Origin of the sequence: Rossellomorea vietnamensis, assembly GCF_025398035.1 — a bacterium.
Taxonomy (GTDB): domain Bacteria; phylum Bacillota; class Bacilli; order Bacillales; family Bacillaceae_B; genus Rossellomorea; species Rossellomorea vietnamensis_B.
In genome coordinates, this window is the sequence record NZ_CP104558.1 from 1,313,253 (window position 1) to 1,340,209 (window position 26,957).

Annotated in this window: 22 protein-coding genes; 8 read left to right on the forward strand and 14 right to left on the reverse strand. The window is 45.2% G+C overall.

Annotation, left to right across the window (positions count from 1 at the left end; translation table 11 throughout):
* Positions 1 to 22 precede the first annotated feature (22 nt).
* The 4 genes from N5C46_RS06775 to asnB form a co-directional block, all read right to left on the reverse strand.
* Positions 23 to 859, reverse strand: coding sequence for a phytoene/squalene synthase family protein (locus tag N5C46_RS06775; RefSeq protein ID WP_261751424.1), 837 nt, complete (start codon positions 857 to 859; stop codon positions 23 to 25).
* Positions 825 to 2,327 (reverse strand): phytoene desaturase family protein, encoded by a 1,503-nt coding sequence (locus tag N5C46_RS06780; RefSeq protein WP_261751425.1) that lies wholly within the window; start codon positions 2,325 to 2,327, stop codon positions 825 to 827. The genes N5C46_RS06775 and N5C46_RS06780 overlap by 35 nt, the downstream gene beginning before the upstream one ends.
* Entirely contained in the window at positions 2,324 to 3,847 is a 1,524-nt protein-coding gene (locus N5C46_RS06785; RefSeq protein ID WP_261751427.1) for a phytoene desaturase family protein, read from the reverse strand. Before N5C46_RS06785 ends, N5C46_RS06780 begins: the two co-directional genes overlap by 4 nt.
* 337 nt (positions 3,848 to 4,184) lie before the next feature.
* Complete coding sequence (gene asnB / locus N5C46_RS06790) at positions 4,185 to 6,041, reverse strand: asparagine synthase (glutamine-hydrolyzing) (RefSeq protein ID WP_261751428.1); 1,857 nt, start codon at positions 6,039 to 6,041, stop codon at positions 4,185 to 4,187.
* 148 nt (positions 6,042 to 6,189) lie between these two features.
* On the opposite strand from asnB, the gene N5C46_RS06795 reads away from it, so the two are divergent.
* Entirely contained in the window at positions 6,190 to 6,753 is a 564-nt protein-coding gene (locus N5C46_RS06795; RefSeq protein ID WP_060670340.1) for a DUF2777 family protein, read from the forward strand.
* A gap of 64 nt (positions 6,754 to 6,817) precedes the next feature.
* Here the strand turns inward: N5C46_RS06795 and N5C46_RS06800 are convergent, their stop codons facing one another.
* The 4 genes from N5C46_RS06800 to N5C46_RS06815 all read right to left on the reverse strand — a co-directional run bounded on the left by N5C46_RS06800 (position 6,818) and on the right by N5C46_RS06815 (position 12,414).
* A complete protein-coding gene (locus N5C46_RS06800) occupies positions 6,818 to 9,727 on the reverse strand; it encodes a bifunctional diguanylate cyclase/phosphodiesterase (protein WP_261751429.1) in 2,910 nt (969 codons plus the stop codon).
* Positions 9,728 to 9,888: 161 nt separating this feature from the next.
* A complete protein-coding gene (locus N5C46_RS06805; RefSeq protein WP_060670344.1) occupies positions 9,889 to 10,260 on the reverse strand; it encodes a YisL family protein in 372 nt (123 codons plus the stop codon).
* A 72-nt stretch (positions 10,261 to 10,332) separates the two neighbouring features.
* Positions 10,333 to 11,202, reverse strand: coding sequence for a fumarylacetoacetate hydrolase family protein (locus N5C46_RS06810; protein WP_261751430.1), 870 nt, complete (start codon positions 11,200 to 11,202; stop codon positions 10,333 to 10,335).
* Between the two features lie 24 nt (positions 11,203 to 11,226).
* Complete coding sequence (locus N5C46_RS06815) at positions 11,227 to 12,414, reverse strand: DUF418 domain-containing protein (RefSeq protein WP_261751431.1); 1,188 nt, start codon at positions 12,412 to 12,414, stop codon at positions 11,227 to 11,229.
* A 130-nt stretch (positions 12,415 to 12,544) separates the two neighbouring features.
* On the opposite strand from N5C46_RS06815, the gene N5C46_RS06820 reads away from it, so the two are divergent.
* The 6 genes from N5C46_RS06820 to N5C46_RS06845 all read left to right on the forward strand — a co-directional run bounded on the left by N5C46_RS06820 (position 12,545) and on the right by N5C46_RS06845 (position 14,527).
* Entirely contained in the window at positions 12,545 to 12,766 is a 222-nt protein-coding gene (locus tag N5C46_RS06820; protein WP_224520486.1) for a spore germination protein, read from the forward strand.
* Positions 12,767 to 12,779: 13 nt separating this feature from the next.
* On the forward strand, positions 12,780 to 13,004 hold the full coding sequence (locus tag N5C46_RS06825) for a spore germination protein GerPB (RefSeq protein ID WP_079533795.1): 225 nt from the start codon (positions 12,780 to 12,782) through the stop codon (positions 13,002 to 13,004).
* A 31-nt stretch (positions 13,005 to 13,035) separates the two neighbouring features.
* The gene (gene gerPC, locus N5C46_RS06830) at positions 13,036 to 13,665 is read left to right on the forward strand and encodes a spore germination protein GerPC (protein ID WP_261751432.1); all 630 of its coding nucleotides are present in this window, start codon (positions 13,036 to 13,038) and stop codon (positions 13,663 to 13,665) included.
* On the forward strand, positions 13,640 to 13,819 hold the full coding sequence (locus tag N5C46_RS06835; protein ID WP_060670356.1) for a hypothetical protein: 180 nt from the start codon (positions 13,640 to 13,642) through the stop codon (positions 13,817 to 13,819). The genes gerPC and N5C46_RS06835 overlap by 26 nt, the downstream gene beginning before the upstream one ends.
* Positions 13,820 to 13,822: 3 nt before the next feature.
* Entirely contained in the window at positions 13,823 to 14,230 is a 408-nt protein-coding gene (locus N5C46_RS06840) for a spore germination protein GerPE (RefSeq protein ID WP_261751433.1), read from the forward strand.
* 78 nt (positions 14,231 to 14,308) lie between these two features.
* The gene (locus N5C46_RS06845) at positions 14,309 to 14,527 is read left to right on the forward strand and encodes a spore germination protein (protein ID WP_034763373.1); all 219 of its coding nucleotides are present in this window, start codon (positions 14,309 to 14,311) and stop codon (positions 14,525 to 14,527) included.
* A 46-nt stretch (positions 14,528 to 14,573) separates the two neighbouring features.
* On the opposite strand, the gene N5C46_RS06850 is transcribed toward N5C46_RS06845, so the two are convergent.
* The 3 genes from N5C46_RS06850 to addB all read right to left on the reverse strand — a co-directional run bounded on the left by N5C46_RS06850 (position 14,574) and on the right by addB (position 22,200).
* Positions 14,574 to 14,876, reverse strand: a complete 303-nt coding sequence (locus N5C46_RS06850) for an HNH nuclease-like protein HlpB (protein ID WP_261751434.1) — start codon at positions 14,874 to 14,876, stop codon at positions 14,574 to 14,576.
* Positions 14,877 to 14,966: 90 nt separating this feature from the next.
* Positions 14,967 to 18,725 carry a helicase-exonuclease AddAB subunit AddA gene (addA, locus tag N5C46_RS06855; RefSeq protein ID WP_261751435.1) on the reverse strand — a complete coding sequence of 1,253 codons (3,759 nt, stop codon included), beginning with the start codon at positions 18,723 to 18,725 and terminating at the stop codon, positions 14,967 to 14,969.
* Positions 18,718 to 22,200, reverse strand: coding sequence for a helicase-exonuclease AddAB subunit AddB (addB, locus tag N5C46_RS06860; RefSeq protein ID WP_261751436.1), 3,483 nt, complete (start codon positions 22,198 to 22,200; stop codon positions 18,718 to 18,720). The genes addA and addB overlap by 8 nt, the downstream gene beginning before the upstream one ends.
* A 163-nt stretch (positions 22,201 to 22,363) precedes the next feature.
* Here addB and N5C46_RS06865 point away from each other — a divergent pair, with 163 nt between their 5' ends.
* Entirely contained in the window at positions 22,364 to 23,521 is a 1,158-nt protein-coding gene (locus N5C46_RS06865; protein WP_261751437.1) for an MFS transporter, read from the forward strand.
* A gap of 37 nt (positions 23,522 to 23,558) precedes the next feature.
* On the opposite strand, the gene N5C46_RS06870 is transcribed toward N5C46_RS06865, so the two are convergent.
* The 3 genes from N5C46_RS06870 to N5C46_RS06880 form a co-directional block, all read right to left on the reverse strand.
* Positions 23,559 to 24,095 carry a GNAT family N-acetyltransferase gene (locus tag N5C46_RS06870; protein WP_261751438.1) on the reverse strand — a complete coding sequence of 179 codons (537 nt, stop codon included), beginning with the start codon at positions 24,093 to 24,095 and terminating at the stop codon, positions 23,559 to 23,561.
* A gap of 48 nt (positions 24,096 to 24,143) precedes the next feature.
* Positions 24,144 to 25,631 (reverse strand): class I adenylate-forming enzyme family protein, encoded by a 1,488-nt coding sequence (locus tag N5C46_RS06875; protein ID WP_336275545.1) that lies wholly within the window; start codon positions 25,629 to 25,631, stop codon positions 24,144 to 24,146.
* Between the two features lie 118 nt (positions 25,632 to 25,749).
* Positions 25,750 to 26,844, reverse strand: a complete 1,095-nt coding sequence (locus N5C46_RS06880; protein WP_261752294.1) for an endonuclease — start codon at positions 26,842 to 26,844, stop codon at positions 25,750 to 25,752.
* Positions 26,845 to 26,957: the final 113 nt, after the last annotated feature.

Consider the following 26,957-nt stretch of genomic DNA (forward strand, 5'->3'; position numbering starts at 1 on the left):
TACAGCCTCCATACGAGCTTATTTATGATATGGATGAAATGATCTTCTCTTTTGCATCTTTGGATACATAGTGCTTCTTTGAAAAAACATTATAGTGATTCGTTCTGACTTCGTTCAGAATCGCACGGTATAACAGGGCTGCGCCTTTTACCGGGGTCCTCGAATACACAGGATAAAGATTAATGGTACGAAAGGCTTTTTCATAGTAATTTTCTGCAAGTCGGGCCATTTCTTCCCATATCGACTGAAAAGCGTCGTTGATTCTATGTTCTTTTAAATCCGTTACAGTATACTCATATTTCACTAATAGATCCTGAGGGATGTATAATCGACCCCTTTCAAGATCCTCGCCGATATCTCTCAATATATTGGTCAGCTGCATGGCATACCCAAGATAGATTCCGTCTTCCCTCAATGACTGTTCTTTCCCGGGGGCAAGGATAGGCAGGAGCATTAAGCCTACAGTGCTCGCCACGTGATAGGAATAGTCAATGACATCGTCCATCTTGACGTAGACCCTTTCACCAAGGTCCATCCTTTGCCCCTTTATCATGTCCCGGAAAGCTTGAACATCCATATTGAACCGTTTAAACACATCATCCAGCGCTACCCACATCGGCTCATCCGGGGGATAAAAACCGGTCAGATACGTTTCAAATTCCATTTCGAAACGGCGTAATTCTTCTGAAGGATTCGTGCCCTCGTCAACGATATCATCTACTTTGCGGCAAAAGGCATACACAGCCCATACAGCCTTCTTTTGGTCTTTCGGCAGTAATGAAAAAGCTCTGTAAAATGTTTTGGAATGAACCTTTATGATATTTTCACAGTGATCGTATGCTTTCAAGATCTTGTTCATGTAAGGACACATCCTTCCTTTCTGATTCTGTTTTGCAATATTCCTTAAAGGCTTGGGCTACGAGCTTCGCACCCTGCATGACAATCGGTACTCCTCCGCCAGGGTGGATGGATGCCCCGACAGCAAAGATGTTCTTCTCCGGAAAGGGTTGAACCTGGGGTCTGAAGGGACCGGATTGACTCAAGCTTGGCGCAATCCCGAAGCTCCCCCCCGAATATAACCCTTCTTGCATCGCCTCTTCAGGCGTCCTGATTTTCATCCAAGCTATGCTTTTTCTCAGTTCTTCGAATCCCCTTTCTTCCATTGTATCCAATATAAGGTCTGAAAGAAATTCTGAGGCTTCTTTCCAATCCACTTTCTCCGACACCGGAACCGGTATAAGGACATATAGGACGCTCTTGCCTTCAGGCGCAAGTGAAGGATCGACCTTGGAAGGATTGAATACGTAAAAGGATGGTTCTTTAGGAATTCTCTTATTCTCGAAAATATCCTCCATATTCCCCGAGAAATCTTCATTTAAATAGAATTGATGCATTTCCTTATCATCATACTTCCTGTCGACTCCCATATACAAAAGCACACAACCTGATGAAGGCTTATACGGTTTGGGCGATTTCTTCCTTACTAATTTGGATGCCGCAGGGAAATCCCCATTCATGATAACCGAATCGACCGGCTCCCTCTGGTCCCCAAGGATGATATGAGTCGCTTTGCCCCCTATTGTTTCGATTTCCGTGACGGGTGAGGAGGTCTTGATCGTGACACCATGCAGGTTGCAAGCTTCCTTCACATGGTCCAATAGGCCAGCATATCCCCCTTTTATATAGTAGATGCCGTGCTTATGTTCACTGAAGGACACCAGGCTGTAAATCGCCGGGGTCGTGTAAGGATTCCCACCGATATACAGTGTTTGCAATCCATAGGCCGTCTGCAACTTCCCGTGTTGAAAATAATGCTTTAAGTTCCCCATCACATTGCGGTATGCCTTTAGCTTAAGCAATGAACCAAGAGTTTGGGGATTGAGATAATCCCTCGTTTTCAGAAAGGACCTTTCAAGAAATTGCGGCTTCCCGATTGCAAATCGCTCTTCCATATCGCACATAAATCGAAGGAATCCTTCTTCATCTCCGGGAAACTTCTTCTTGATCTCATCATATTGCTTATGGATATCGGCATATTTCGTATACGTTTGCCCATCAGCAAAATGAACATCATAGAGGGGATCGCAGCGAACGAATTCTATTTCATTCGTATCTATGCCTGCTTCTGAAAGGATGGACATGAGCATGTCGGGCAGAAGTACAATGGTAGGTCCCTTATCAATCTTGTAATCCCCTTCCTGAACAAAGGCAAGACGTCCACCGATGATCGGCTCTTTCTCATAGACCGTGACGTGGTGACCGTCTTTTGCAAGTAATAATGCCGAAATCAATCCGCCGATACCTGATCCTACGACTGCTGTTTTCATAGAGCTTCCTCCATCGTTTGTTCTTTAGTGAACGAGTGCGAAGGGTATTCATTCATCAACATATTGGTCGTGATCCTCGCAGATTCTAATATTGTAGGCAATCCGCTCCCGGGATGCGTGCCTCCACCGACCAACCAGCAGTGTTCGAGTTCTTCAAATTTATTATGTGGGCGAAGTGCCATCATTTGCGTTAATTGGTGACCAAGATTGAAGGTGGCACCTTCATATATATTGAAATCGGTCTCCCAATGATGGGGGGAGATGATCTTTTCTACCTTGATATGATCCCGGATATTTTCTAAACCTGCCTTGCTCTCAACAGCATCCAATACCAGATCCCGGAACGCTTGTTCATTTTCTGTCCAATCGATCCCGCTTACATTATTAGGGACCGGTGCAAGGATGTATAAGGTTGAATGCCCAGGCGGCGCCAGTGTTGGATCTGTCACTGATGCATTTTGAATATAAATAGAAGGGTCCTCTGAAAGGGTGAATGACTTCGTTATCTCCTCTACATTTCGCCTGTAATCCTCCGCGAACACGATACTGTGATGAGGGAGATCATACTGTTTATCAATGCCAAGATAAATCATAAATGTGGAACAGGAGTATTTTTTCTTTTTCAGCCTGTCTTTACTGTATTTTTGCAAAACCCCATCTTCCACCAGGTTGGTCATGACATGGGCAAAGTCCCCGTTGATGATCACTTCATCCGCTGCAACTCTCTCTCCATTTTCAGTAATGATTCCTTTTACGTCATTTCCGTCTTCAATCCACAACTTCTTGACCCCGTGACCGAGATGGATTGAGCCTCCATGCTCCGCCACCACTCTTGCCATGGCTTTCGATAGTTGATTCAATCCGCCGATTGGATGAAAGACACCGTATTCGTGTTCCATGAAAGACAATATGGAAAAGGCGCCCGGACACTCCCAGGGGGACATGCCTAAATACTTCGACTGGAAAGTGAACGCGAGTCGCAGTTCATGTTCTGTAAAGTAATCACTCAACACGCTGTATAGGGATTTACCCAGGGATAATTGTGGAAGCGCCCTCAATACCTTCCAACTGATATATTGATAATATCGATCCATCGGGCTCTGTAAAATCGGTTTCAAACGTTCCATTTTTTTACGAGTATCATTCATGAAACGTGAATACCCTTCTGAATTCCCTGGATAATGTCGTTCGATTTCCCGGGATAACGCTTCGGGATCTTTGTACATTTTGACTTTTTTATCTTTAAAAATGAGTTCATACATCATGGAAAGCTCCCGCAGGTCAACATAATCATGAAGATTCCTTCCTGAGGCTTCGAATAATTCTTCTGCTATCTCCGGCATGCTGAGGAATGTCGGCCCAATATCAAATGTATAGCCTTCCATCGTGACAGAACCATTTCTTCCTCCCACAAATGATTGCTTCTCATAGATTTCTACTTTGTACCCTTTACTGGCAAGAAGCATTGCCGCGGCCAGGCCCCCGGGACCTGCACCGATGACGATTATCTTTTCGGCCATCATTATAGCCTCCAATGTCTTTTATTTGTACAATTATTATACAACACTTATACAACTGTTTTCCACTCTGAAAAAACAATAAACTTTATTATTCCAACTAAATTTGTCTTTCTCTCTTTATTGGACTTGTCCTACACCCAATAAACCCATTAAAACCGTAATCGGATCACCTTACCATCAATTTGTTGCTACTTAGCAACAAAATTCTAAGCCAGAACAAATAGGAGGCATAGTAAAAGGATTCTTATCCTTTTACTATGCCTCCATTTCAATCATTCATACTGTCATTCTATGTTTGTACCTGTCTATACATTCTTAGTCCCTTTCCTCGATTGCTTCACTCCACAATTTCAATCTTATAATCCTTGAACCACACATGGATCTGGGCAAGATGGGCAAGCAGTTGGGGACCGGTCATGAGTTGGCCGTACCAGGGGACTTCAAAGGCTGCTCCCCCGCTTGCGACGATTTCTTTGAGTTTCTCTTCGTCAAATAATTCATAGAGAATGCTTGACTTGTCTTCCAGGATTTCATTGAGCCAGTCACTGACCAGTTTTGTATACTCCGGGTGATGGGTTTTCGGGTATGGGCTTTTCTTTCTGTAAAGAACTTCATGGGGGAGTACGCCTTCAAGTGCCTTCCTCAGGATGCCTTTTTCCCTGCCTTCATGCATTTTCATCTCCCACGGGATATTCCACACATACTCTACAAGTCTATGGTCTGCAAACGGAACGCGGACTTCGAGGCTCGCTCCCATACTCATGCGGTCCTTTCGATCCAGCAAGGTCGTCATGAACCATAATAAGTTTAAATAGAATAATTGTCTCCTTTTCGTCTCCACTTCACTTTCCCCATCTAACAACGGGGTTTCGGCAACCGTGCGATCATACTGCTCCAGAACATATTCCTCGAGGTTTAATTTCTTACTCCACTCATCTTTGAGAAGCCCCTGTCGTTCCGCGGTGGAACGCATCCATGGGAATCCTCTGCGGTTGAAATCTTCCGGCCGGTGAAACCACGGATACCCCCCAAAGATTTCATCCGCACATTCACCGGATAGCCCCACTGTAAAGTCCTCTTTGATTTCTCTGCAGAACCATAAGAGAGATGAATCCACATCGGCCATACCCGGAAGGTCCCTTACATGCACTGCTTCAATCAAATAGTCCTTTAACTCTTGTTGACTGATTTCACATTTATGATGAATCGTATCGAATTCAGCAGTCATCTTTTCAATCCAAGGGGCATCGGAGTTCGGTTGGAAATCATTCGCTTTAAAGTATTGGTCATTTTCTTCATAATCAATGGAGTACGTATGGAGTTTCCCTTTCCCCTCTTCCTTATATGAATTTGCTGCCACCGCCGTAATGGCACTTGAATCGAGTCCTCCCGATAAGAATGTGCACAGCGGTACATCGGAAACAAGCTGCCTCTCTATGGCATCCTTAAGCAGAAAACGCACTTTCGAGACCGTTTCGATGAACGAATCCGTATGCTCCTCACTTTTTACATTCCAATATCTCCAAATATTTAAGCCTTCCTTGGAGAAGATCATGCTGTGGGCTGGACGAAGTTCTTTCACCCCTTTGAACACCCCATTCCCGGGAGTGCGGGATGGGCCGAGGCCGAGCACTTCCGAAAGCCCCTGCAGGTCCACCTGTGGCAAAACATCGGGATGAGCAAGTAAAGCCTTGATTTCGGATGCAAACAGGATGCCTTCATCCTTTTCAACATAAAATAAAGGCTTTACGCCCATTCTGTCCCTTCCTATAAATGCATGCCCCTTCTCACTGTCCCATACTGCAAAGGCGAAGATCCCGTTCAGGTGCTGGACACATTCTTCCCTCCACTCAATATAGGAAGTTAACAGGACCTCGGTATCAGAATGCCCTTTGAAGGTATATCCCTTCTCTATAAGTACTTGCCTTAGATCTTCTGTATTGTACAGCTCTCCGTTATAGCATATGGTGAAAGGGTGTCCGTTATGGTTGAGGCTCATCGGCTGCCTTCCTCCTGCCGGATCGACTACGATCAATCGTTTATGACCGAACGCAGCATGCCGTTCGACCCATACATTCGTTTCGTCAGGTCCCCTTTTAGAAAGGGTTTCCGCCATTTTCTCAACAACTTCTTTTTCATTCGACATATCCTGTTTATAATGGATCCAACCTGTAATTCCGCACATAGTGATCATCCTCACTTTCTAGTAAAACAAACTGGGCTCACTGACACATAAATTATTCTATGCCCCTTTAAAGAAATGGTTAATTGTCTCAATCAATCTTTACATGAATGAAATATGATAATTATGACAAGAAATGTAGTTAAGGAGGGATATTCACTTGAGCAACATATTTCGATCAAACATTTTAAAATCCCAAAAAAGATCTTTTTCCGAAGGCACTGCTTTATTCGAAGAAGATACATGGTTCTTTTTCGAGATTGACGCCGAGGAAGAATCTGAGCTCGAATTTTACCTCAATCATGAACTGAAAGTGTATAGAGATGGAGAGTGGCTTTCTGGCGTTCTCTTGGAAGATGGTATCATTGTCACCCCCTATGAGCGAATAAGAATCGAGAATGGCGATCGAATTCAAATAAAGAAGAATATATTGTATTCATTGGAGAATTTATTAGAAGAGATTTCGGATGATGCCTTTCACCAGTTTACAACAGCCTTAAATAACCTGGGCTATTCGATTTATGACAGTATCTTCTGCCATAACCACCTTGTCTTCCTTGGAAACCAAAAAATTAAGGAAGGCGTAAACTTCATCACGTTTGATAACGGTGTGGAAGTATGTGCTGTCCAGCATCACTTCACCTACTACAAGAAGAAACGCGACCGCTTTGAATTCACTTTAAGTACGGGTAGAAGAATTGTCATTGAAAGCTTTAATATTTGAACTGACTACCGGATCAAAAAGACAAATGCCTGTCAGGCAGGGTACCCGACAGGCATTTGTCTTTTTATATTTCCAGGCTTGTCACGAGGTGCATTTTCTTTAGAAATATGTTCATTTTCTCCAGTGACATCGGCCTTTCAATCAGAAACCCTTGCGCAAAATCACAGCCAAGCTCCTTCAATAACTCTAATTGCCCGGGGGTTTCCACCCCTTCGGCCACCACTTTCATCTTCAATCCCTTCCCCATGGTGGAGATGGATTGAACGATCGCGACATCAGGTGTGTGATCGCTCATATTCTGTACAAACGAACGATCGATTTTCAGGATATGAAGAGGGAGATGCTTCAAGTAACTTAAAGAAGAGTAACCTGTGCCGAAATCATCAATCGCAAGCTTCACCCCAAGACCAGCAAGTGATTTCATGGCTTCGATTGTATGAGCTGCGTCATGAAGCATGATCGTCTCAGTCAGTTCCAGGCAGAGGTATTCCGCCGGCAGCCCGGATATAGCCAACGCTTCTTCCACATCATTCAGGAATGTAGGGTGCTGGAATTGCCGTGCTGAAACGTTGACAGATATATAGAACTCCCCCGCCTCTTGGTCTAACCACTCTTTTAACTGTATACAGGATTCGACCAGGACCCATTTACCGATATCATGTATCAGCCCTGTTTCTTCTGCAAGGGGGATGAATTCACCTGGCGGGATCAACCCCCAGGTTGGATGCTGCCATCTGAGCAATGATTCACAGCCTATCAGGGATTGACCCTGAATGTGAAGGATGGGTTGAAACGCGATGAACAACTCCCGTTTCTCGACGGCTCGTCTGAGATGGGCCTCCATTTCCACCTTCCGTGTAATCTCTTCTTCCATATCCCTTGAGAAATAAACGGTATTATTCCCGCCCTTGGATTTGGCCCAGTTTAGAGCAGAATCGGCATTTCTTAACAAGTCGGCAGTCTCTTCCCCATCCCGGGGATATATGCCTGCACCGATACTGACGGATATGTAAAATTCTTTGCCCTGATAAGAAAAAGGTGCCTGGACGGTTTCCAGTATATCCTGGGTAATTTCTGAAATAGTGGCTTCATTCACCTCTTTCGTGAGGAGCACCGTAAATTTATCCCCACTGAATCGGCCGAGGTATGCTCCTTTGGGGAGGATCCCTTGAATCCTTTGGGAAAGTTCTTTGATGATGACATCTCCCACAAAATGACCAAGGGTATCATTAATCATCTTGAAACGGTCCATATCCAGAAACAATACCGCCAGCTGCCGTTTCTTCTTCTTCGCCCTTTGAATATGCTCGTCTACCATTTCCCTGAACTTCATCTTATTAGGCAGATCGGTTTCACCATCATAATATGCGAGCTGCGTGATTTTTTTCTCAAATTGACGCTCTTTCGTGACATTTCGACCTATCCCGAAGATCCCGACACATTTCCCCTCAACGGTAATCGGGATATTCTTGATTTGAAAGAAATTCACCTCACCTTTCTTGGATGCAATGGGAAGATCATAATACTGTTCTCTTCCATCCATCGCCCGGTAAAAATGCCTCCTTACCCGCACCGCGTCCTCTTTCCTGATAAAGTTAAGGGCGGATTTCCCAAGAACCTCTTCCCTCGTAAATCCAAATGTTTTCATGAATGAAGGGTTGAGGGAATTAAATCGGCCATTCAGATCGGTACTGTAGACAAAATCCGTATTATTATCAAAAAGGGAACGGTAATACTCCTCAGAGATCTGGATGTTTTGTGTTAATTCTTTTATGTCCTTTTCCGCTGTATTGACTAAATGGGTCAAACTCATCATAACATCGGCTTCAGGCGTTAATTGAAAATCGATCTTAATATCCGTGATAGGTTCACGTATCCCTTCAGACAATCCAAGATACGAAAGGGAATGAGCCATCAGCTTTGGTTCACCCCCACTATTTCCTAATTCTCCGTAAGAGAAGAAACCGGTCAATGGCGATACCTGATTTAGATAGGAAAGTTCCTGATTCGTTACATCGCGAACATATCTTCTTCTGGCTATACAATTATAGACAAAATGAGTTTCCACCGGTCGGCGTTTCAGTCGGGATAAGAGCTTTGTTGTGGAGCGGATTAAATCCTGCACATCAACAAATCCAAATGACACCGTCTCACCCTCCGTCACTTCCCGACTGAGTTCAACACTTCCATTAGTCAGCACATTCACGATATAGACCGCCACTTTATCATTCTTTTTTTGCAAAAGAAAAGGAAACTCGATCGAAGAGTCAGGAAGATCAGTCACAAATCTCTTCCCTAAATAGGTTTCAAGGATACGGATCGGTTTCACATGATTGATTTCCTTCAATATATTCCCTTGTGCTTTCGTGATATTGAAGACGGGGCCTACTTCCTGCCACTCTTCTACGCTGTGGGAATGGACCTTTAACTCCTCACCACTCAAAGAAGCCGTTACAAAGCCTTCGCTTGTTATTTCGTGGTTCGTGAATACGTATGTCGGCCTATTATGAGGCAAATCAGAAGAAACACCGCCGACGATGGCCACTTCATCCCCTCTTTCCGATACACCTTCCAAGAATTCCTGAATTCCCAGCTGTAAGTGGCTCGCAAAGATAATGAACGCTTTGGTGTCGGATTTCCCTACAGCTTCGTTCAGATGGATACCCAGTTGCTTACTGGGTCCTGATTTTTCTTGTAAAAGGGACTCTATTGTGGTGCTTTCAAATATCGTAAAGGATAAGACGATCTCTGATACAATCGCTTCTTTTATGACTTGAGCGTTCGAGTTGCAGCCAATGAGGATCCCCTGGGGTAATATCCTGTTAATGAGACGTTGCAGCCCTTCTATGACAGCGAAAGGGGCACCGCCGACAAATGCCTGGATCAGGAGGGAGGAATGTTGATCTATACCTTGCTCTTGAATAAATTGGTTCAGGGAGTGTTCGTCTTTATATATGAATTGAAAGGACTTCACCATTTTCTACACCTACTTGAAAGACATCGTTTCTAACAAAATACCACAATTCGACAGATTTGGATATCCATTTATATGAAAATAGTTGCCGTTCACTTCCTTCATCTCAGGAAAAGACTAAAATAAAAAGCCTGCTCCATAAATGAGCAGACTTTTCCAGCTTATGCAAATGGATGTAACCCAAGTGGTAAACGCAGTCCCAAGTATAGAACAATGAGTAGCGCAATCACCATGACAATCCACAATACATTCGTGCTTTTTCCTTTATTCATGCGGACCAGGATCATCTCAAACATACCGATCACCCATATTCCCACCAATCCTTTAATGCCATAAAGGGCCGGATTGATTCCCTGATGCTTCCAGAATAAAAGGGCACCGGTTAGAATAATGAGCAAGTAAAATAATCGTAAGATCATATGTACAACTTTCATGCCTTTTTTCTTCCCTGCGTTATGCAGTCCGACCGCTACAAAGAAAAGAATGATGGCAACAACCCACGTTGTAATATGGGCATGTGTATTATCAAACATATTGAACCTCCTACAGGTAGATAGTTTACGTCCATAATATTACCACAGTCTGTACATCAACAGAAATTTTAACTAAGCCTGTAACGGATTTGTCAAAATTCCCAATCCTTCTATTTCGATTTCCACTACATCTCCCTTTCTCAAAAAGCGTGGGGGCTTGTAGCCTTTTCCTACTCCAGAAGGTGTACCTGTCGCAATGACATCCCCCGGCAACAGCGTCATTCCTTTGGACAGGGTGGAAATGATCGTCGGAATGGAGAAAATCATTTGTCCCGTATTGGAAGACTGGCGAATTTCGCCATTGACCTTCGTGGTGATGGACAGGTTCTGAGGGTCATCCACTTCATCCTTTGTCACAAGGAACGGACCCATCGGGCAAGTTGTATCCAGGCTTTTTCCTATGAAAAATTGGCCGTGTTTTTTTTGGAGGTCACGGGCTGTGATATCATTCAGGATCGAATAACCAAACACATGGTCCATCGCTTCTTCAGGAGAAATCCCTCTCCCTTTCTTTCCGATGATCACGGCCAGTTCCCCTTCATAATCAAGCTCGTCTGTGATGTCATCATGATGAAGCACCGTTTCCCCGGGACCGATGACCGTATGGGTTGCTTTCGTGAAAATCATGATATTCTTCGGGATATCCTGTTCACCACCCATTTCAATGGCATGTTCACGATAGTTCTTTCCTACACACATAATGTTTCTTTTCACTGTCGGCATCGGGGAAAGCCATTGCACTTCATCCTTTGCAAATGATGAAAGAGCTTCACCCTTTTCCCTAAGAAGAGCTTCCACACTTTCAAGAAAACCTTCCCCGGATTCGATTCCCTGAAGTAAATCCCCGGGTAATCCGTCCACCCCTGCTAAATCAAGGATCCTTCCTTCCACTTCCACTCCATATGTTTCGTTCCCCTCAACTGCATAGCTAACGAATTTCATCCTTATTCATCCCCTTTTCCAGTTTTACACTTCTCCCTTTTTCACAACATTGCGTCTACCATAACTTAATACCCGCCAAAGCTTTTCAACAGGTCCATATTGAAACTTGGATAACCACATTTCAGATAGGATCACCTGTATGACATAAATCCCCACTGCCAGCATCGTCCCTGTCGTTAACGTCACTTCTCCGTAAAGTCCAAACCCATAGGAATAGAAGATCAGGGTGCCGATGATGGATTGCATCAGGTAATTTGAGAGGGACATTTTCCCTACTGAAGCGAATGGCTTGCTCCATTTCATCATTTTTTCATTCAACAATAATAATGAAAGGATTATTGCATAAGATACTGATAAGAACGGACCTCCTAAAAAGTCCTGTATATAGCTGTAAGCGAAGTTGGACTCAATGAGTAACGGCAGCGCTTTAATGATGATTCCAACGAGTAACGTACATCCACCTGTTATCATCCAAACCTTCTTATGCTTTCTGACTTTGCTCAATAGCTGAAGTTTACTTGCGCCTGCCCCGATCATCATCATAGGAAGAATCGAAAGTAACAAGAATAAAAGATTGTCAGGTGAGTTCACTATATACCAGTCCTGAAAGCGTTGTTCCATGATACTGCTGAAGCTTCCTGAGGCATAGGCTGAGACCGAATCCTGCAATGCGGCAATGTTCGTATAATTGGTCACACCCGTGGGATCAGAGAATGTCATCAACACTAGTAAAATACTGAAAAACAACTGCGGCATGAGAAATAGCATTCCTCCCAGCCACATCAATCCCTTCCCGGAAAGCCGCATGAAACCAAGAAGGATCAGACCGAAAACGGCGTAATTTATCAGGATGTCCCCTGACCAGATCAGGAAGGCATGAATACAGCCGATACCCAATAAAATAAGGAGTCTTCTTACCCCAAACAGGTAGAAGGACGTCCCTTTCATCGTTGCCCTTTGCTGCTGGATCCCCAGCCCATAGCCAAACATCATGGCGAATAAGGGATAGAAACTCGCTTGGACCAAAACATCAATCCATGGAAATAATGCCGTATCTTCAGGTGTTTTCCACCAGGTATACGGATCAAAGTACAGAAACGGTGAATGGAAGGAAATCATGTTGATGATAAAGATGCCGAGCAGAGAGAATCCCCTGATCACATCGAGACTTACAATACGTTCTGATTGTTCAATTGGCGACAAGTTGTTCATTCATTTTCCTCCGAAATCATTGATCTAATTTCTATTCTAACCTGAAACGGTCATTTAGGCGATTATCACCTATTCATGTTCTTAACATAGAATAACAATAATTAACTTTGTCTTAAAGGTGTGAGTCAGAATGCCTGCAATTGTAGGAATAGCACAAGTCATAAACGTCGGTTCCAGTGCCGTCTTTCACATTGGGGACGTCTTTAACATCAGTCCGATATCAACAGCCAAAACCTTTGCCGGTGCAGGTTCATTTATTACAGGTAGAGGGATTTCCGTCTATAATGAAAGTTCCTTGACCTACACGGTGGACGATGATGGAATGGATCAAGGAATAAACTTTACCCTATGAGTGTGATGCGAAAATGACGAATTATTATGTTCAACAATCCATACAGATACAATTCATTAAAATCGGGGGAATGTCCAATTCTTCCGTATTGCAGATCGGTACATGTGGACAGATAAATACAAATGACTATCTGTATAATACCGGTGGTTTCACGGAACCTGCTCCTGAAGCAGAAAAAAACGGGAGTGTTTCACAGGGACCATCAGCATCTCCTTTAGTTCCTCTTCAAAGGCCTTAAAAGAGTCCGCGACAAGAAAAGAGGTGGCAGGATGACTAATTACTATATGACACCCCAACAACTGTATCAGTATATCGACATGTTGAATTCGAGAATTGTCGCGTTAGAAAAGAAAGTAGATGAGCTCTCACAGGAATTGACGACGATCAAAGATACTCCCAAGATCAATGTGGAAAAAATTGAATATAAGTTCGATCAGCTTAAAGTCGAGTCCCTGGACGGTACGTTGAACATCGGCCTTAACCCAAGTAATTTAAAGGATACGATAGAAGATTTGGCCGTTGATCAGAATGTGAATGTCGATTCAATCAAAGACCTGACTCCTTATAAAGAAAGGATAACGAAAGAAATACAAGCATATATTCAAGCCGAAGTACCTGCCCTGATTCAAGACAATGAAATGCAATTCCAACGATCCCTCGATCCTTCTTATTATGAAATGGTGCAGCAAGACCTTCTGAATCAGATGCCGCAGAGAATCGATTTCTATCTGGAGAACATACCGCATGTCGAGTCCAAACAATCTGAAGGGGAATGGGAAAGAAAAATCATTTCAAAGATCAAACAGGATATTCAAACGGCACTCTTCTCCTTTATGTCCCAGATGCCGGAAAATATGGAAGGGATGAATAACAATGAACCTCCAAGTAATCAATCGTGAATTGTCCGTCGGCAGTATCGATATTGCAGGGGTGGCAAGCTCCTCTCTCGTCCTGATCGGGGACGCCGATATCATCCAGCTGACTTCTGCATTCGATACTCCGCCCGAATCATTGATCATCGGTCCATTTGTTCCTCTGACACCGAAGGGATAATAGATGTTTAAGCGATATTCGATTGTAAATAAATTAGACGGCATTACGTTATCCTTTAGTTCTCTCTATCAACTGGGCGATTCCGAAAACATAAACGCTCTATCCTTTGCCTATGCTGTTCAACGGGAGAAAGAGTTTTTCTTGACGAGCGAAGGAAGCTTTGATTCCAGTGTCTTTCAAGGACCACTGAAAAAACCACCTTACGATCCCACTGTCAGGGTCAATAGACTAAACCTTTGTCCGATCAAGGTAGATCAAGTATTTATCAAGGCTACGGCTTTCTCTTCCATCATCCATATTGGAAATACGTCGAGTGTAGCCATGGAAGCAAGAGTGAAACACATCCGTCAGCTTGAATCTAAAAAGCATGAAGAGGTGGAAAATTTCGAAACCATAGATCAGCCAGACTAAAAGCCTATAGCAATATGAACATTCCATTCTGTTTCACATAGGTTAACAGTATAGATATTTATGAAGAGGATGTTGAATATGCCCGCTTTAGTAGGTCCTGTCGCTATTCTTAATGTAGGTGGAGGAAGTGTACAGTTTGGGGATACAGGTATTATCTCCCCTAAGTCCGCATCGAAAACGTTCAGTGGTTCTGGTGGATTCAATACCGGACCATTTCAACTGAGCTACAATGTCTTCAGTGTTAATACAACATTTGATTGTAATGTCGTAGACCAGCCAATTACCGGAAATAACTAAAAAACCAAAAAGCCCACCAGCAGGCTTTTTGGTTTTTTTGTATCGACTATCTCTTCTTTCTTCGCTCGTGGCTTTTCTTCGTTTTGACTAATTTAGTAGGCGGCTGCTTTCGGATCCATTTTATGAATGCATGAATCTTCTCATCTTTTCTTAACTCTTCGATTGAGTTTAATCTTGCTCCTAGTTCATCATTTGTGTAAAGGGAATGAATCTGTTTATGACAAGGAATGCATAGTTGTGCCGTGGGGAGGAATGTTCCCCCGACCTCCTTGGGTGTGAGGTGATGAATCGTAATTTCTACATTTCTCCTGGCACATAACTCACATGCACCAATCGCTCTTTTACTCATCTTTCACCATCCCTGAATACGTGATTAGTATAGGTATTCCCTTTAGCAGCAAAAAAACACTTCGCAGCTAATGCTCCGAAGTGTTTCCTTTTATAACTCCAACACATGTCCTCCATCGAAGAAATACAGATACTTTTCTGCTACCGGTTCCTTCCATATGGATTCCAGTGCCCGGGTGTATAATTCGATTTGCACTTTATACCTCTCTTCAAGGACTGGCCTCGCTTCAGTGAATCCGCCCTGATAACGGTCATGGATGCCGTCTGTTTTGTAATCCAACAGGACGATCCCCGACTCATCCCTGAATACACAGTCGATGACCCCTTGAACAAGGATGGTTTCTTCAGGTGCTTCTTCACCCGTTTCCGATATTTCACTAAGGGGAACGCTCATACTGAATGGGATTTCCCGCTGGACATCCAGGGCATTTGCCATCCTCTGACCGATTCCACTCTGGAAGAAGCCTGCGATGTGTTCGACTGACACCGCCAGTTTCTGTTCTTCTGTCAGGATTTCTTTCTGAACGAGCCTTGATAAAAGATCTTCAACCTTTTCCTCTGTCGGCACCCCATCGTCAAAAGAAATATGCTGCATGACAGTATGCATGGCTGTTCCCTTCTCAGCAGGGGACAGTTCCTTCGATTGCATGAACTGAGGTCGATTATACACAGGTTTATGGTGCTGCCTCAGGATATCATTACTTGAGGCTTCGTCCCTTATTTCAACCATCCGTTTCAGCTCTGAAACTGATTGCTTTGAACGAAGGTTTGTAGCACGTATATGAGGGTACTCCCACGATAGGCGTTCTAATACCTCTTCGTGACGGGGTGACACAATATCCACCACTTCGCCATTCTTCACTTTCTCCTGCCACGTTTTTTCTTCTTTCATTTCTTCATCCTCATCCGCCACCAACTCGGATTTATGAATTTTCGTGATATGAAAGCAGGAAGGGTGATTAAGAATCTCTTCATTCATCAAGCCGACTCCTGACGCGCCAAGCTCCCCACACTGAGGATGACGCATGAGGGAGGGACCTATCCAATCAAGATAAGAACTAGCCCCTGCCCGGTCATAATCAGATAATAACCAATCGGTCTGACTTAAAGCCCCCCGCCATTTCTCCAGCGATTTCTCCAGGCTTTTCACGGTACCGACCAGATATAATTTCTCCTTGGCCCGGGTCAATGCCACATACAGCACCCGCATCTCCTCCGAAATCGCCTCCATCCGCTTCTTCCGCTTGAACGCCAATTGGGGAAGGGACGGGTAGCTGATCCGTTTAGCTGCATCGGTATATTTCACGGCCAATCCAAGGTCTTTATCCAATAAGTATGCTGCATTCAGATCCATCAGGTTAAATTGTTTAGAGGTCCCGGCGACAAATACGACGGGGAACTCAAGGCCTTTACTGGAATGGATCGTCATTAACCGTACCACATCTTCCTGTTCACTCAGGGCTCTCGCCACTCCGAGATCATCTCCCCGTTCCCTCATCCTGTCAATGAATCGCAGGAATCGGAATAATCCCCTGAAGGAAGTTTCTTCGTACTGCCGGGCACGGTCATAGAGTGCCCTGAGATTAGCCTGTCGCTGCTTCCCGCCGGCCATCCCTCCTACATAATCATAGAATCGGGTATCCCGGTACAATTGCCAGATCAATTCTGTCACCGAGCCCTGCCTTGCCTTCGTCCGCCAGTTCCCGAGGTGATAAAGGAACACTTTGACCTTTTCGAATGTTTCTTCTTCACGGGGATTGCCCGGCTTTTCACTGGCAAATGTCTTCAACGCTTCGTAATACGTCCCTGCCCTGGAGTGGACCCGTATACTGGCAAGACCCTGCTCATCGAGTCCGACAATCGGAGATCTTAGTACAGACGCAAGGGGGATATCCTGGTACGGATTATCGATCACTTTCAGCAGGGAAAGCATAATGGCAATCTCGGTCGCCTCGAAATATCCTGTAGATAAATTTGCATAAATCGGTATTCCCTGGCGTTTGAATTCTTCCATGATTTCTGCCGCCCAAGGCATGGAACGAAGCAGGATCACGACGTCACGGTACTGTATCGGACGCTCGGTTTTCGTTTTGGTATCATAGACCGGTGTCCGCTCTTCGATCATTTTTTTCACTTTGTTTGCCATATAACGGGCTTCGAGGACCGATTTCTCGATATCCCCTTCATCAAAGATGGACAGCCCCTCTTCATCACCACTGGCAGAAGGTTCCTCTGTTTCCTGATCGATGATGGCCACTTCAATCGGATACTCCGTTTCCTCCGGATAAGGGGCACCTTTTACAAGTTCGGCTTCCCTGTTGTATTCCATTTCACCGACCGATGGGCCCATGATCTGTTTAAATAAGAAGTTCGTCCCTTCCAGCACTTCTTTCCGGCTTCGGAAGTTTTGGGAAAGATCGATCTTCAATCCGGCTTCCCCTCTCTCGGGAAGAAAACGGGTATACTTTCCTAAAAACAGATTCGGTTCCGCTAATCTGAATCGGTAAATGGATTGCTTTACATCCCCCACCATGAACCGGTTTCCAATTTCTTCACGTTCCTCGGTAATGAGGAGGAGGATGGATTCCTGAACCATATTCGTATCCTGGTATTCATCCACCAGTACTTCTTTGAACTTATTTTTGTAAAGATTTGCTGCTTCTGAAGGAACCAATGCTTCAGATGAAGGGTCCCTTAATATATCGAGACAAAAATGTTCCAAATCGGCAAAATCGACGAGTCCCTTTTCTTCCTTCACTAGCCTGAAACGGGTACCGAATTCGATCACCACTTCCGCCAGGGTGTGGATCACGCCCTTCATCTTCCGCATATCTTCAAGGAATGAACCGGGTCTTCTTGAAAAGAAATCCTCCTGAATCTTTTCCAGTGTCTTCTTTCCTTGATCCCGGAGTTTCTTCGCTTCATCCACTATTTCTTTATCATAATCGTCCCCCCTGCATGCTTTCAGCTTCGTAAAGGGCAGGGTTTGTATCGTTTCATATAAAGTGTTCCAGGAAGTTGCGAGACTTTCCTCCAGGCTCTCGACGATCTCGATATCGCTTAAGAAATTCTCCGCTCTCGGACCAGGTCCCCCCGGCACACGGGTGAGTTCCAGAGCCCGCTGAAATAAGCTTTTTGCACCATGAAGCTGTAATCGGATATCTGTCAGAAGAGGCTCAATAAAGGAGAGTTGATCGATTTCCTTCCCTTCTTCCACCTCATATAGAACCTCGAGTCTTCTCAACCACTCATCGGGGTTCGGGTGGGAGCGGGAAAAATCATACAGCTTCCTGATCATATCCTGCAGGGCACCGTCACTTCGGTCGTTTGTAAATGTATCGACGAGCTTAAAGAAGTCCTGATTATCTTCCTTGCCGTATTCCTCTTCAAAAAGATCATCAAGGACCTCATCCCGAAGCAGGTCTCCTTCGGTCTCATCTGCGATCCTGAATCCAGGATCGATATCAATGAGATAATAATATTTTCGTATCACTTCGAGACAAAAGGAGTGTAGGGTCGAAATGGACGCCCGGTTCAGTAAACTGAGCTGCTTCCTTAAATGGCGGGAATGGGGGTCCTCATCGATTGCCTTCTCCAGCGCCACGCCGATCCGATGTCTCATTTCAGCCGCTGAAGCATTGGTAAAGGTAACAACCAATAACTCATCCACGTCCATCCTGTCTTCTTCTGAGAGGATCTTCTGAATGATCCTCTCTACCAGGACAGCTGTCTTACCCGACCCTGCCGCTGCAGCGACAAGGATGTCCTGCCCTTTTGCCCAGATCGCCTTCCACTGATCATCCGTCCATGTAACATGATCCGGCTTGACTGGAATACTGCCATTATTCATTGGATTCTGCCTCCTCTCTCACTTTCCGTAATAAATCTTCCGGTTTCGCTGTCGGCAGCACTCTGTACTCGTTTTCCTCCAACGACTGATCAAATTGACAGACGGAACGGTACGAACAAAATTGACACGGGGTCCGGTCCTTCAGCTTATAAGGAGCTATATCCGTCTCTCCTGAAATGATCCGGTTCCCGGAGGCTTCATAGAGCTTTCTGACATGTTGTCGCATATAATGAAAGTCTTCACCTGAGGCCGCCTTCGAACGGGAAGATAACGTACCGTCCTTCTTGATCCCTGCTGAAATGATATCAGAGTTCCCCGTATCGAGCGTCTGGTCCATTAATCTGACAATGTCGGAATCCCCAAGGACGAGGCCCTTCATCTTAAAGCTCTTGAAAATTTCGTTCTCGATTTGATCCATTGTCAGGATCTTCTTGCTGTTGATCATCGGGTTGTGAACGTGGAAATAGAGGACACCGGCAGGCTTCGCTTCCTTTCCGACGAACTGTTTTGAATTGGTTAACACAATGTCCAAATACGTCAGCATTTGCAGGGCCAAACCGTAATAGACTTCCGTCATATCCAAATCCCTGGCGCTCGATTTGTAATCGACGATTCTGAGATACACCCCGTTTGCATCCTCCGCTTTATCCACCCGGTCAATCCTTCCCTGCAGCTCCATCTTCGTCCCATTTCTCAATTGGAACTGGAACGGCGGAAGAGTCGCCTGGGGACCGAATCCAAGTTCCACCCCTACAGGTACAAACCCGCTGGCCTTCGCATGTTCACTTAGGATGAGGCTTGCCCTGCCTATGATTTGCTCAAGCTTCTGAGCGATATAATAGTGCCGGTTCGAGCTTAATAGGATCTGATGCTGCAGCTTTGGTGCAAGCATCAGGACCGCTTCTTTCGCCAACTGCAAACACTGGGATTTCGAGAGTGATGCCCATGTCAGACCATGTCGCTCCACTTCTTCTGAGATCCATTTTAAAGCCGAGTGGAACATTTCACCGATATCCGGTGCCTCTAATTTGAAGAAATCCCGTTCCCTGAGCTTCAGTCCATGACTCGCAAAATGTGAGAATGGGCAGCTGTGAAAGAGCTCCATCCGGGAAACACTGGCAAGGATATGGTCCCCGTACAAATCTTTGCTCGTATCTTCTGACAGTTGATTTCCGCGATTTTCATAAAAAAGGCTCGACAGGATATGCCCGGAATGCCATTTCCATTCATTGGACTCAGTATAAAAATTATACACATCCCACCAGAAGTCATGGATCGGATACTCCCTCTTCTTTAACTGAAGCTGCGACGTCAGATGGGAAATCGTCACATTTGGATGACAGACGTAATGAAGCTGATCTTCTTCAGATAGTTCCGACGGTTCATTGATGAGAAGCTTTGTGTGTGCATCCGGGAACATTTCATTCAATCTCTTAATGAATGAGGAAGGCAAGAGCGCCTTTCCTTCTTCATTTGCGATGGGATAGCTGATGAAAAGGCGTTCGGCCGGAGTCGTGAACGCTTTATACGCCACAAACTCTTCATCCAACAGCTTCGTCCTGTTACTCGGGGCGATCTTGAATCCCCTTGTGATCAATGACTCACGATCTTCATCGGACAGGACCCCTTCTTCATTCATTTTCGCAGGGAGAACCCCGTCATTCACTCCAATGATGAACGCGGCTTTGATATCGCCAAGTCTGGATTTCTCGAGATCTGCAATAATGACCTGATCAATGGCAGGGGGGACCAATGAGAATTCCATCGTTTCAATCCCTGCATCAAGGATGGATGAGAATTTCTTCATGGTCGTATCTTCATCACCAAGCATCTCTACATATTGATCAAGGAGATCCATCACCGCCGACCACGCCTGGTCATGTTCCCTTGCTGCGATCAAATTTCCTTTTTCCTCTGCTTCGATGCGCATCCGTTCAAGCTTTGCCGGTATATCCAACTCTTCAAGATAAAGATAAAGGGCCTCACAGTATTCCCGTCCCGTGGCGCGCTTCTTTAATCGTTTTCCCAGACGGATGATCGGAGCCGAGATAAATAACCGCAATTCATTGATCTCGTGCTCAAGCTCCCTCTCCCGGTCGGTCTGAGGTGCATCCACATGTTCGAGACCCCTGAAGCGACGGTATTTCCAGCGGTCTTTTTTCGTCCACCGGTCTCCCTTTATTCCATAAGCGAGCACATAGTTCTCCAGCCGGTCCATCTTTTCACGCAAATCGGTTGGGTTCTTCTGATATGGAAATAAAAGGTCTGTTTTCACTGCCCGGAAGACCGGCTCGTACCTCCAGTTCGTGTTCATGATCTCAAGTGTGGAGCGAATGAGTTCGATGAGAGGATGGTTCAGCATCGTCCGCTTCTGATCAAGGAAAAAGGGGATCGCATAATCCTGGAAAATCGTTTCGACCTTATCACGATAATCCTGGCTGTTCCGAACCAATACGGCGATATCCTTGTAGCGGTATCCTTCTTCCCGGGCAAGCTTTCTGATCTCCCTGGCGATTCCTTCTACCTCAGCCCGACGGTTGGACGCTTCGAGGAATTCAATGGTGTCCTTTCCCCCCTCATAGGGAATCGTTGGACGCTCTTCAAAATGACGCTCTAAATGAAGCATCGTTTCACTCTGGTAGCGAATCGGTTTAGTGAGTACCTCTTCATTCACCGATACCCCTGACACCCTGCATATATCCTGAAGGGTATGATAGGTTTCGTTTGTCATCCGATACAGGCTCAACTCGTTCATGGCGTCGATTGGCTGCTCAGGATCCGTTGTAAGGGCAACCGTCACTTTTTTGGTATGTTGTATGAGCTGATCGATTATGAGGTATTCCTGTGGAGTGAAACTATGAAAGCCGTCTATGTAGATCTCTGCCTTTTTCAGGAGGTCGGAGTTTTTCACATGATCAGCCAGCAGTTGAAAATAATCTTCCGAATCAATGTACTTTCCAAAAAGCTTTTCCTCAAAATTTTCATAAATCAGTTCAAGGTCATGAAGCTTATCCTTCAATACCTTGGAGCGATCACTTTCTCCCTTGAATTCCAGCAGGTCCGCGGGCGTTATGCAGTAGCGCTTGAACTCCTTGACAATCGCTTCCACATGATGAATGAATCCCGGCTTGTCCGATGCCTTGGTGAAAATATGGAGATTCTCCTTGTTTTCGTCTATGATCTTCCGGATCATCATATTCAAACCGACATCAGATAGGTGATAACGGCTCATTCCACCTGTCTCCTGGAGGATCTTCCACGCAAGGCGGGTGAAGCTGAACACCTGTCCGCGGATCATACCATTCAATCCCGGCGTGTTTACGAGCTCGTATTCAGATATAAAGGACATTTGATCCGGTACGATATAGATGATTGGATCTCCATTCGGGGCTTCCAACAAACTCTTCTTCATCTCATCCAATATGCGATGGGTTTTCCCCGTACCGGAGCGTCCGAGAATAAAACGTACAGACATCCTCTCACTCCTTTTCTTATATTCTATCTATTCTACCCAAGAGGGTTTATGAATTTTTGTATAGGTTCATTATAGTACACAACTACGAATCTTTCCCGTCTCAATTTTGATTGAAAATATTTGGAACATCCGCATACAGTAAAGATAGGTAGGTGATATCATCATGAATCCAAATTTCAACAGAATTGCTGCTGTCCTGGTTGTGATGGCCGTAATGGTCGCTTGTAATATTTACACCTTCATCCCCATTTATGGAAGCATCTCTGCCACTCTTTCCATTCCCCAAAGTGAAGTCGTCATGGCCGGAACTTCATTTATCTTTCTCTACGCATGCGGATTATTAACCTTTGCCAATGCCGCAGACCACTTCGGCAAAAAAAAGATCCTCGTCTGGGGGATGCTTGCATCTGCCGTTTCTTCAGGACTCGTTGGACTATCTGCAGACTTTTGGAGTTTATTAATCACGAGGGGAGTACAGGGATTTTGTCTGGGGAGCTTTGCACCTGTCGCGTTTGCCTATACGTATGATTTGTTTTCAGGAAAGCATCGGACCCTGCTTCTGGCCTTCATCAATTCAGGATTTCTCTTTGCCGGTATCCTCGGTCAGTTGCTCAGCGAAGGAATCACACGCTTCTCCGGCTGGTCTGCAGTGTTCTTCTTTTTCGCGGTGGTGTACGCTTCCCTTTTCTTAATCGGAAACCAGACGCTTCCATCAACAAACGTTGTATCTGTTTCACCCTCACAACAACTCGCCACCATCGTAAAGCTGCTTAAGAGAAAAGAACTCCTTTACTGTTACGGAATCGTCTTCACCCTTCTCGCTACATTCATCGCCTATTATGACAGCTTGACCCGCTACATGTCAGACGATCCCGGCCTGCTTTTCCTCACCAGGTCAGTAGGACTGATCGGAGCCGGTTTATCCCTTTTCACCGGCCGTCTTATGGAGGCACTCGGAATCTACAAAACTCTGTTTATCGGAGTCGCTTTATCGCTGATAAGTGTGGGGGCTGCTTTCATGTTTGCATATGATCACGAACCCTTCATCATCATTCTTTCTTCCATTCTTTTTGTCTCGGCGACCTCCTTATTGATCCCGACCGTCATCACCCTGATCGGAAATATGAGCGGAAAGGGACGAAGCCAGGCACTCAGCCTCTACTCCTTTCTATTATTAGGAGGGACCAGCGTGGCACCGTTGGTCATCATGCATCTTACCTATGTACAATCGCTGTTTCTGTTAGTGGGATGCTTTTTATTTCATGCTTGGATGGGGGGCTTGTTATATGCGGGGCGGAAGAGATGGGGGACTGGGGATTAGCGCCACACCTCTCCCCACAAAAAAAAGAAGGACACCCTCATCCTCCTTTCCATTCATCCACCAATAACCCATACAGGATCATGTCATATCGTTTCCCGTCCCTCTGCAGGAACTGTCGGAAGCTTCCTTCTTTCGTGAACCCCAGTGATTCATATAAACGGATCGCTCTCTCATTATACGAAAATACCGTTAACTGAAGACGGTGTAAATTCAACTCATGAAACCCATAGGCCAGGAGACACTGCATGGCTTCCCTGCCGTATCCATTTCCCCATGACTGCTCGTCACCGATGGAAATCGAGACCCATCCCACTCGATGTGTCCACAGAATTCCGTCCAACTCAACAAATCCGATGATCCTGCCGTCATCCTTCAGACGGACGGCAAAACGATAGGCATTGTCACCGGAATCGCCCATCCATTTCTTGATTTCCTCTTCTGATTTCGGTTTATGGGGGAGGGCATCCAATAGTCTTTGCACATCTTCATTTTGATTCCATTCCCTTATTGCCGAAACGTCTTCTTCCTGAAATCCTGATAGGTATATTCTTGTACTGGATAATAACCGTTTCATCCTTTTCACCTCGATATATGTATTTCGAGATGTTCCGTTATTTTTCCTTTATTGCCCCTGTAAAAGCTTTGTCAATGCCTGTTTATTGACTTTGCCCACATCTGTTTTCGGTAATTCTTTCACAAAGTGATAGTCCTTGGGGATCTTATACTTGCCGAACTTCTGCAGGCAAAATGCCTTCACATCCTCCGTTGATATACCAGCACCTTTTTGTAACGAAATGAAGGACGTGACGACTTCCCCCCATTTTTCATGGGGCAAACCGATCACCGCACACTCAGAAACTGCAGGGTGCTCGCTTATCCAGTGCTCGAGCTCCTGAGGGTAAATATTCTCACCGCCTGAAATGATCATGTCTTTTTTCCGGCCGACAATGTAGTAATCTTCATCCTCATCGAATTTCGCCAGGTCCCCCGTATGAAGCCAGCCGTCTTGTATCACCTGTTGTGTTTGTTCAGGATTCTGCCAATATTCTTTGAATAAATGATCTCCACCTAATAAAAGTTCCCCGACTTCCCCGCGGCCGACAGGGTTCCCCTCGTCATCGATGACCTTCACCCGGTTCAACATCATCGCTTTCCCGACCGAACCCTTTTTCATACGGGAAGGGTCAATGTAGAAATTATTTGGCCCCGCTTCTGTCAGACCATACCCTTCCTTAAAAGGAATCTCTTTTTCTTTAAAAAATTCGTATACTTTCCCCGGACAAGGGGCTCCGCCGGATAAAAACACCTTCATCTTCGGGAAAGGGGTAGACTTGAATTCGTCCTTTTCCATCAGCAAATGATACATGGTCGGTACAAGGAGAACAATGCTGCACTCATATTCATTTAAAGCCCGTATCGCCTGTTCCGGATCGAACCTCTCAGCGAGGACGACCTTCCCCCCTATCATTAATAGGGGGATCGATAAAGCATTTAATCCTCCCGTATGAAAAGTAGGCAAATACGTCACGGTGCAATCTTCCTGGATTAAATTCCAGCTCACCACTGTATTCAGGGCATTTGACGTCACAGATTTGTGTGAAAGGACGACACCCTTTGGACTCCCAGTCGTACCCCCTGTATAAATCATCAGCCAGGGATCAGAGAGTGAGAGAATGGGGGAATATGACATACCTTTTTCCACTGAGTAAACTTTCCCTGCAGCATCCTCTATACAGAATTGTGGGCAGCATTTAGAAATTGACGTAACGAGGAATTGAAGTTCTTTTTTATAAAAAAGAAGACTGGGGGTACAATTCTTTGCAATCGATTCAATCTCAGATGGCGCTAACCTCCAATTGAGCGGAACAAACACAGCCCCTATCTTTCCACAAGCAAACAAAATCTCGAAGCAGACCGTATGATTCGTAGAAATGAACACCACACGGTCCCCTTTTGTGATCCCGTGATGACACATATATTGAGCCCACTTAGACGCCCGTTCATCTAAAGTGCGGTAATCAATCCTCTCGTTCGTGGCAGCATCCAGTAACGCAATTCGATCAGGAGAGATCATTGATCGCTTATGCAACCAATCTGTGACTCTTTCCATACTCATCTCCTCCTTTTGGTGGTTGTATTCATCATAAGGATCAGAGGTTACAAATGAGTTACAGGCCGTGCCTCCTTCAACGAAAAAAAGACCCGGAAGACTCCGGGCCCAAACTCTTTTACCAGATCATTTCTGCCCACTCGGGGTGATCGATGAATGGATTTCGATTTCCTTGATATTGTTCATAGATAATGTTATTTCTGCGGATTTCCCTTTCATCAACGGGATCTTCTTCGTTCCATTCAAGGAGTACAGACATTTTGCCCATATAAGGGGCACTTCCGTTGTTGACGTTATTGTTCATTTCCAAGTCCACTTCACCGCTGTCCCCTTCATAGCGGACATCCATGTAGAAAATCATACGTGCCACGTCGCCTTTCACTTCATCACGAGGCTCCCATGAATCGCTATCATAGTAGTTTCCCGGGGCTTCACTCTGCTCGTTCCCACCATTATCGAAGTCAAGGTTGCCTCTTGTAGAGTTGACCGTAACATCCGTCGGTCTTAAATGATGAAGGTCCGTCCCTGGCCCCTGTGCCGTTCCGAAATCACCATGGGATTTAGCCCATACGTGCTCCCGGTTCCAATCGTTCACTCCGCCACCGTTTGTCGTTTTCGATTGTGAACGTCCTGAGTAAAGGAGAATGACATTATTAGGATTGTTCGGGTCTTCATCCGTATTTCGCAAAGCTCCCCATACCGCATCGTATGAAAGGGTTTGATGATCATCGATGATGTTATGTAGTGCGGTTTTCAGGGCATCACCCGTTTTCCCTTCTGCTGTATTGTAATACTCTTCATAAGCCGGTGGGTCGGTCGGTTCCGTTGGAGGATCGGTCGGATCGGTTTCCCCGCCTTCCAACGATTCAAACGCCGATGTCGACTTCACTCCCGGGTGGGAAAAATAGGCTGTCAAGCTGCCCGTTACCTTGATTTTCTCACCCATCAGTCCCGGGTTACTTTGAAGGCCGAAGCTTGAACGATAAGAAGATGGTATCTGAATATACACCATCTGATCTGTATTGGCTTCTGACGGGGAATCCGCTAATGCCAATGCATAATCGTTCGGAAATTGATTTGTGACAACCGATGATTCTGAAGTCGGCTGTCCGACCACATATCCTTCTACGGACTGTGTGGATCCATTTTGATTTGAGACGGCCTGGTCCACCGTATAAGGGGAATTCCACGTCCCATTTCCTGCAGCACTCATTTGACTGGGGGATACCTGACTGCACGCAATTGTAAAAATAAATACAATGGCAAAAATACCGATGACTTTTTTGTGTATAGACTTCAAATTGCTTCGCCTCCTTTGAATGCATT

Excerpts from the sequence above, each read along its gene's own strand:
- N5C46_RS06775 (WP_261751424.1), bottom strand. The coding sequence starts at position 859 with ATGAACAAGATCTTGAAAGCATACGATCACTGTGAAAATATCATAAAG.
- N5C46_RS06780 (WP_261751425.1), bottom strand. The coding sequence starts at position 2,327 with ATGAAAACAGCAGTCGTAGGATCAGGTATCGGCGGATTGATTTCGGCA.
- N5C46_RS06785 (WP_261751427.1), bottom strand. The coding sequence starts at position 3,847 with ATGGCCGAAAAGATAATCGTCATCGGTGCAGGTCCCGGGGGCCTGGCC.
- asnB (WP_261751428.1), bottom strand. The coding sequence starts at position 6,041 with ATGATCACTATGTGCGGAATTACAGGTTGGATCCATTATAAACAGGAT.
- N5C46_RS06805 (WP_060670344.1), bottom strand. The coding sequence starts at position 10,260 with ATGTTTGATAATACACATGCCCATATTACAACGTGGGTTGTTGCCATC.
- N5C46_RS06810 (WP_261751430.1), bottom strand. The coding sequence starts at position 11,202 with ATGAAATTCGTTAGCTATGCAGTTGAGGGGAACGAAACATATGGAGTG.
- N5C46_RS06815 (WP_261751431.1), bottom strand. The coding sequence starts at position 12,414 with ATGAACAACTTGTCGCCAATTGAACAATCAGAACGTATTGTAAGTCTC.
- N5C46_RS06820 (WP_224520486.1), top strand. The coding sequence starts at position 12,545 with ATGCCTGCAATTGTAGGAATAGCACAAGTCATAAACGTCGGTTCCAGT.
- N5C46_RS06825 (WP_079533795.1), top strand. The coding sequence starts at position 12,780 with ATGACGAATTATTATGTTCAACAATCCATACAGATACAATTCATTAAA.
- gerPC (WP_261751432.1), top strand. The coding sequence starts at position 13,036 with ATGACTAATTACTATATGACACCCCAACAACTGTATCAGTATATCGAC.
- N5C46_RS06835 (WP_060670356.1), top strand. The coding sequence starts at position 13,640 with ATGAACCTCCAAGTAATCAATCGTGAATTGTCCGTCGGCAGTATCGAT.
- N5C46_RS06840 (WP_261751433.1), top strand. The coding sequence starts at position 13,823 with ATGTTTAAGCGATATTCGATTGTAAATAAATTAGACGGCATTACGTTA.
- N5C46_RS06845 (WP_034763373.1), top strand. The coding sequence starts at position 14,309 with ATGCCCGCTTTAGTAGGTCCTGTCGCTATTCTTAATGTAGGTGGAGGA.
- N5C46_RS06850 (WP_261751434.1), bottom strand. The coding sequence starts at position 14,876 with ATGAGTAAAAGAGCGATTGGTGCATGTGAGTTATGTGCCAGGAGAAAT.
- addA (WP_261751435.1), bottom strand. The coding sequence starts at position 18,725 with ATGAATAATGGCAGTATTCCAGTCAAGCCGGATCATGTTACATGGACG.
- addB (WP_261751436.1), bottom strand. The coding sequence starts at position 22,200 with ATGTCTGTACGTTTTATTCTCGGACGCTCCGGTACGGGGAAAACCCAT.
- N5C46_RS06865 (WP_261751437.1), top strand. The coding sequence starts at position 22,364 with ATGAATCCAAATTTCAACAGAATTGCTGCTGTCCTGGTTGTGATGGCC.
- N5C46_RS06870 (WP_261751438.1), bottom strand. The coding sequence starts at position 24,095 with ATGAAACGGTTATTATCCAGTACAAGAATATACCTATCAGGATTTCAG.
- N5C46_RS06875 (WP_336275545.1), bottom strand. The coding sequence starts at position 25,631 with ATGGAAAGAGTCACAGATTGGTTGCATAAGCGATCAATGATCTCTCCT.
- N5C46_RS06880 (WP_261752294.1), bottom strand. The coding sequence starts at position 26,844 with ATGAGTGCTGCAGGAAATGGGACGTGGAATTCCCCTTATACGGTGGAC.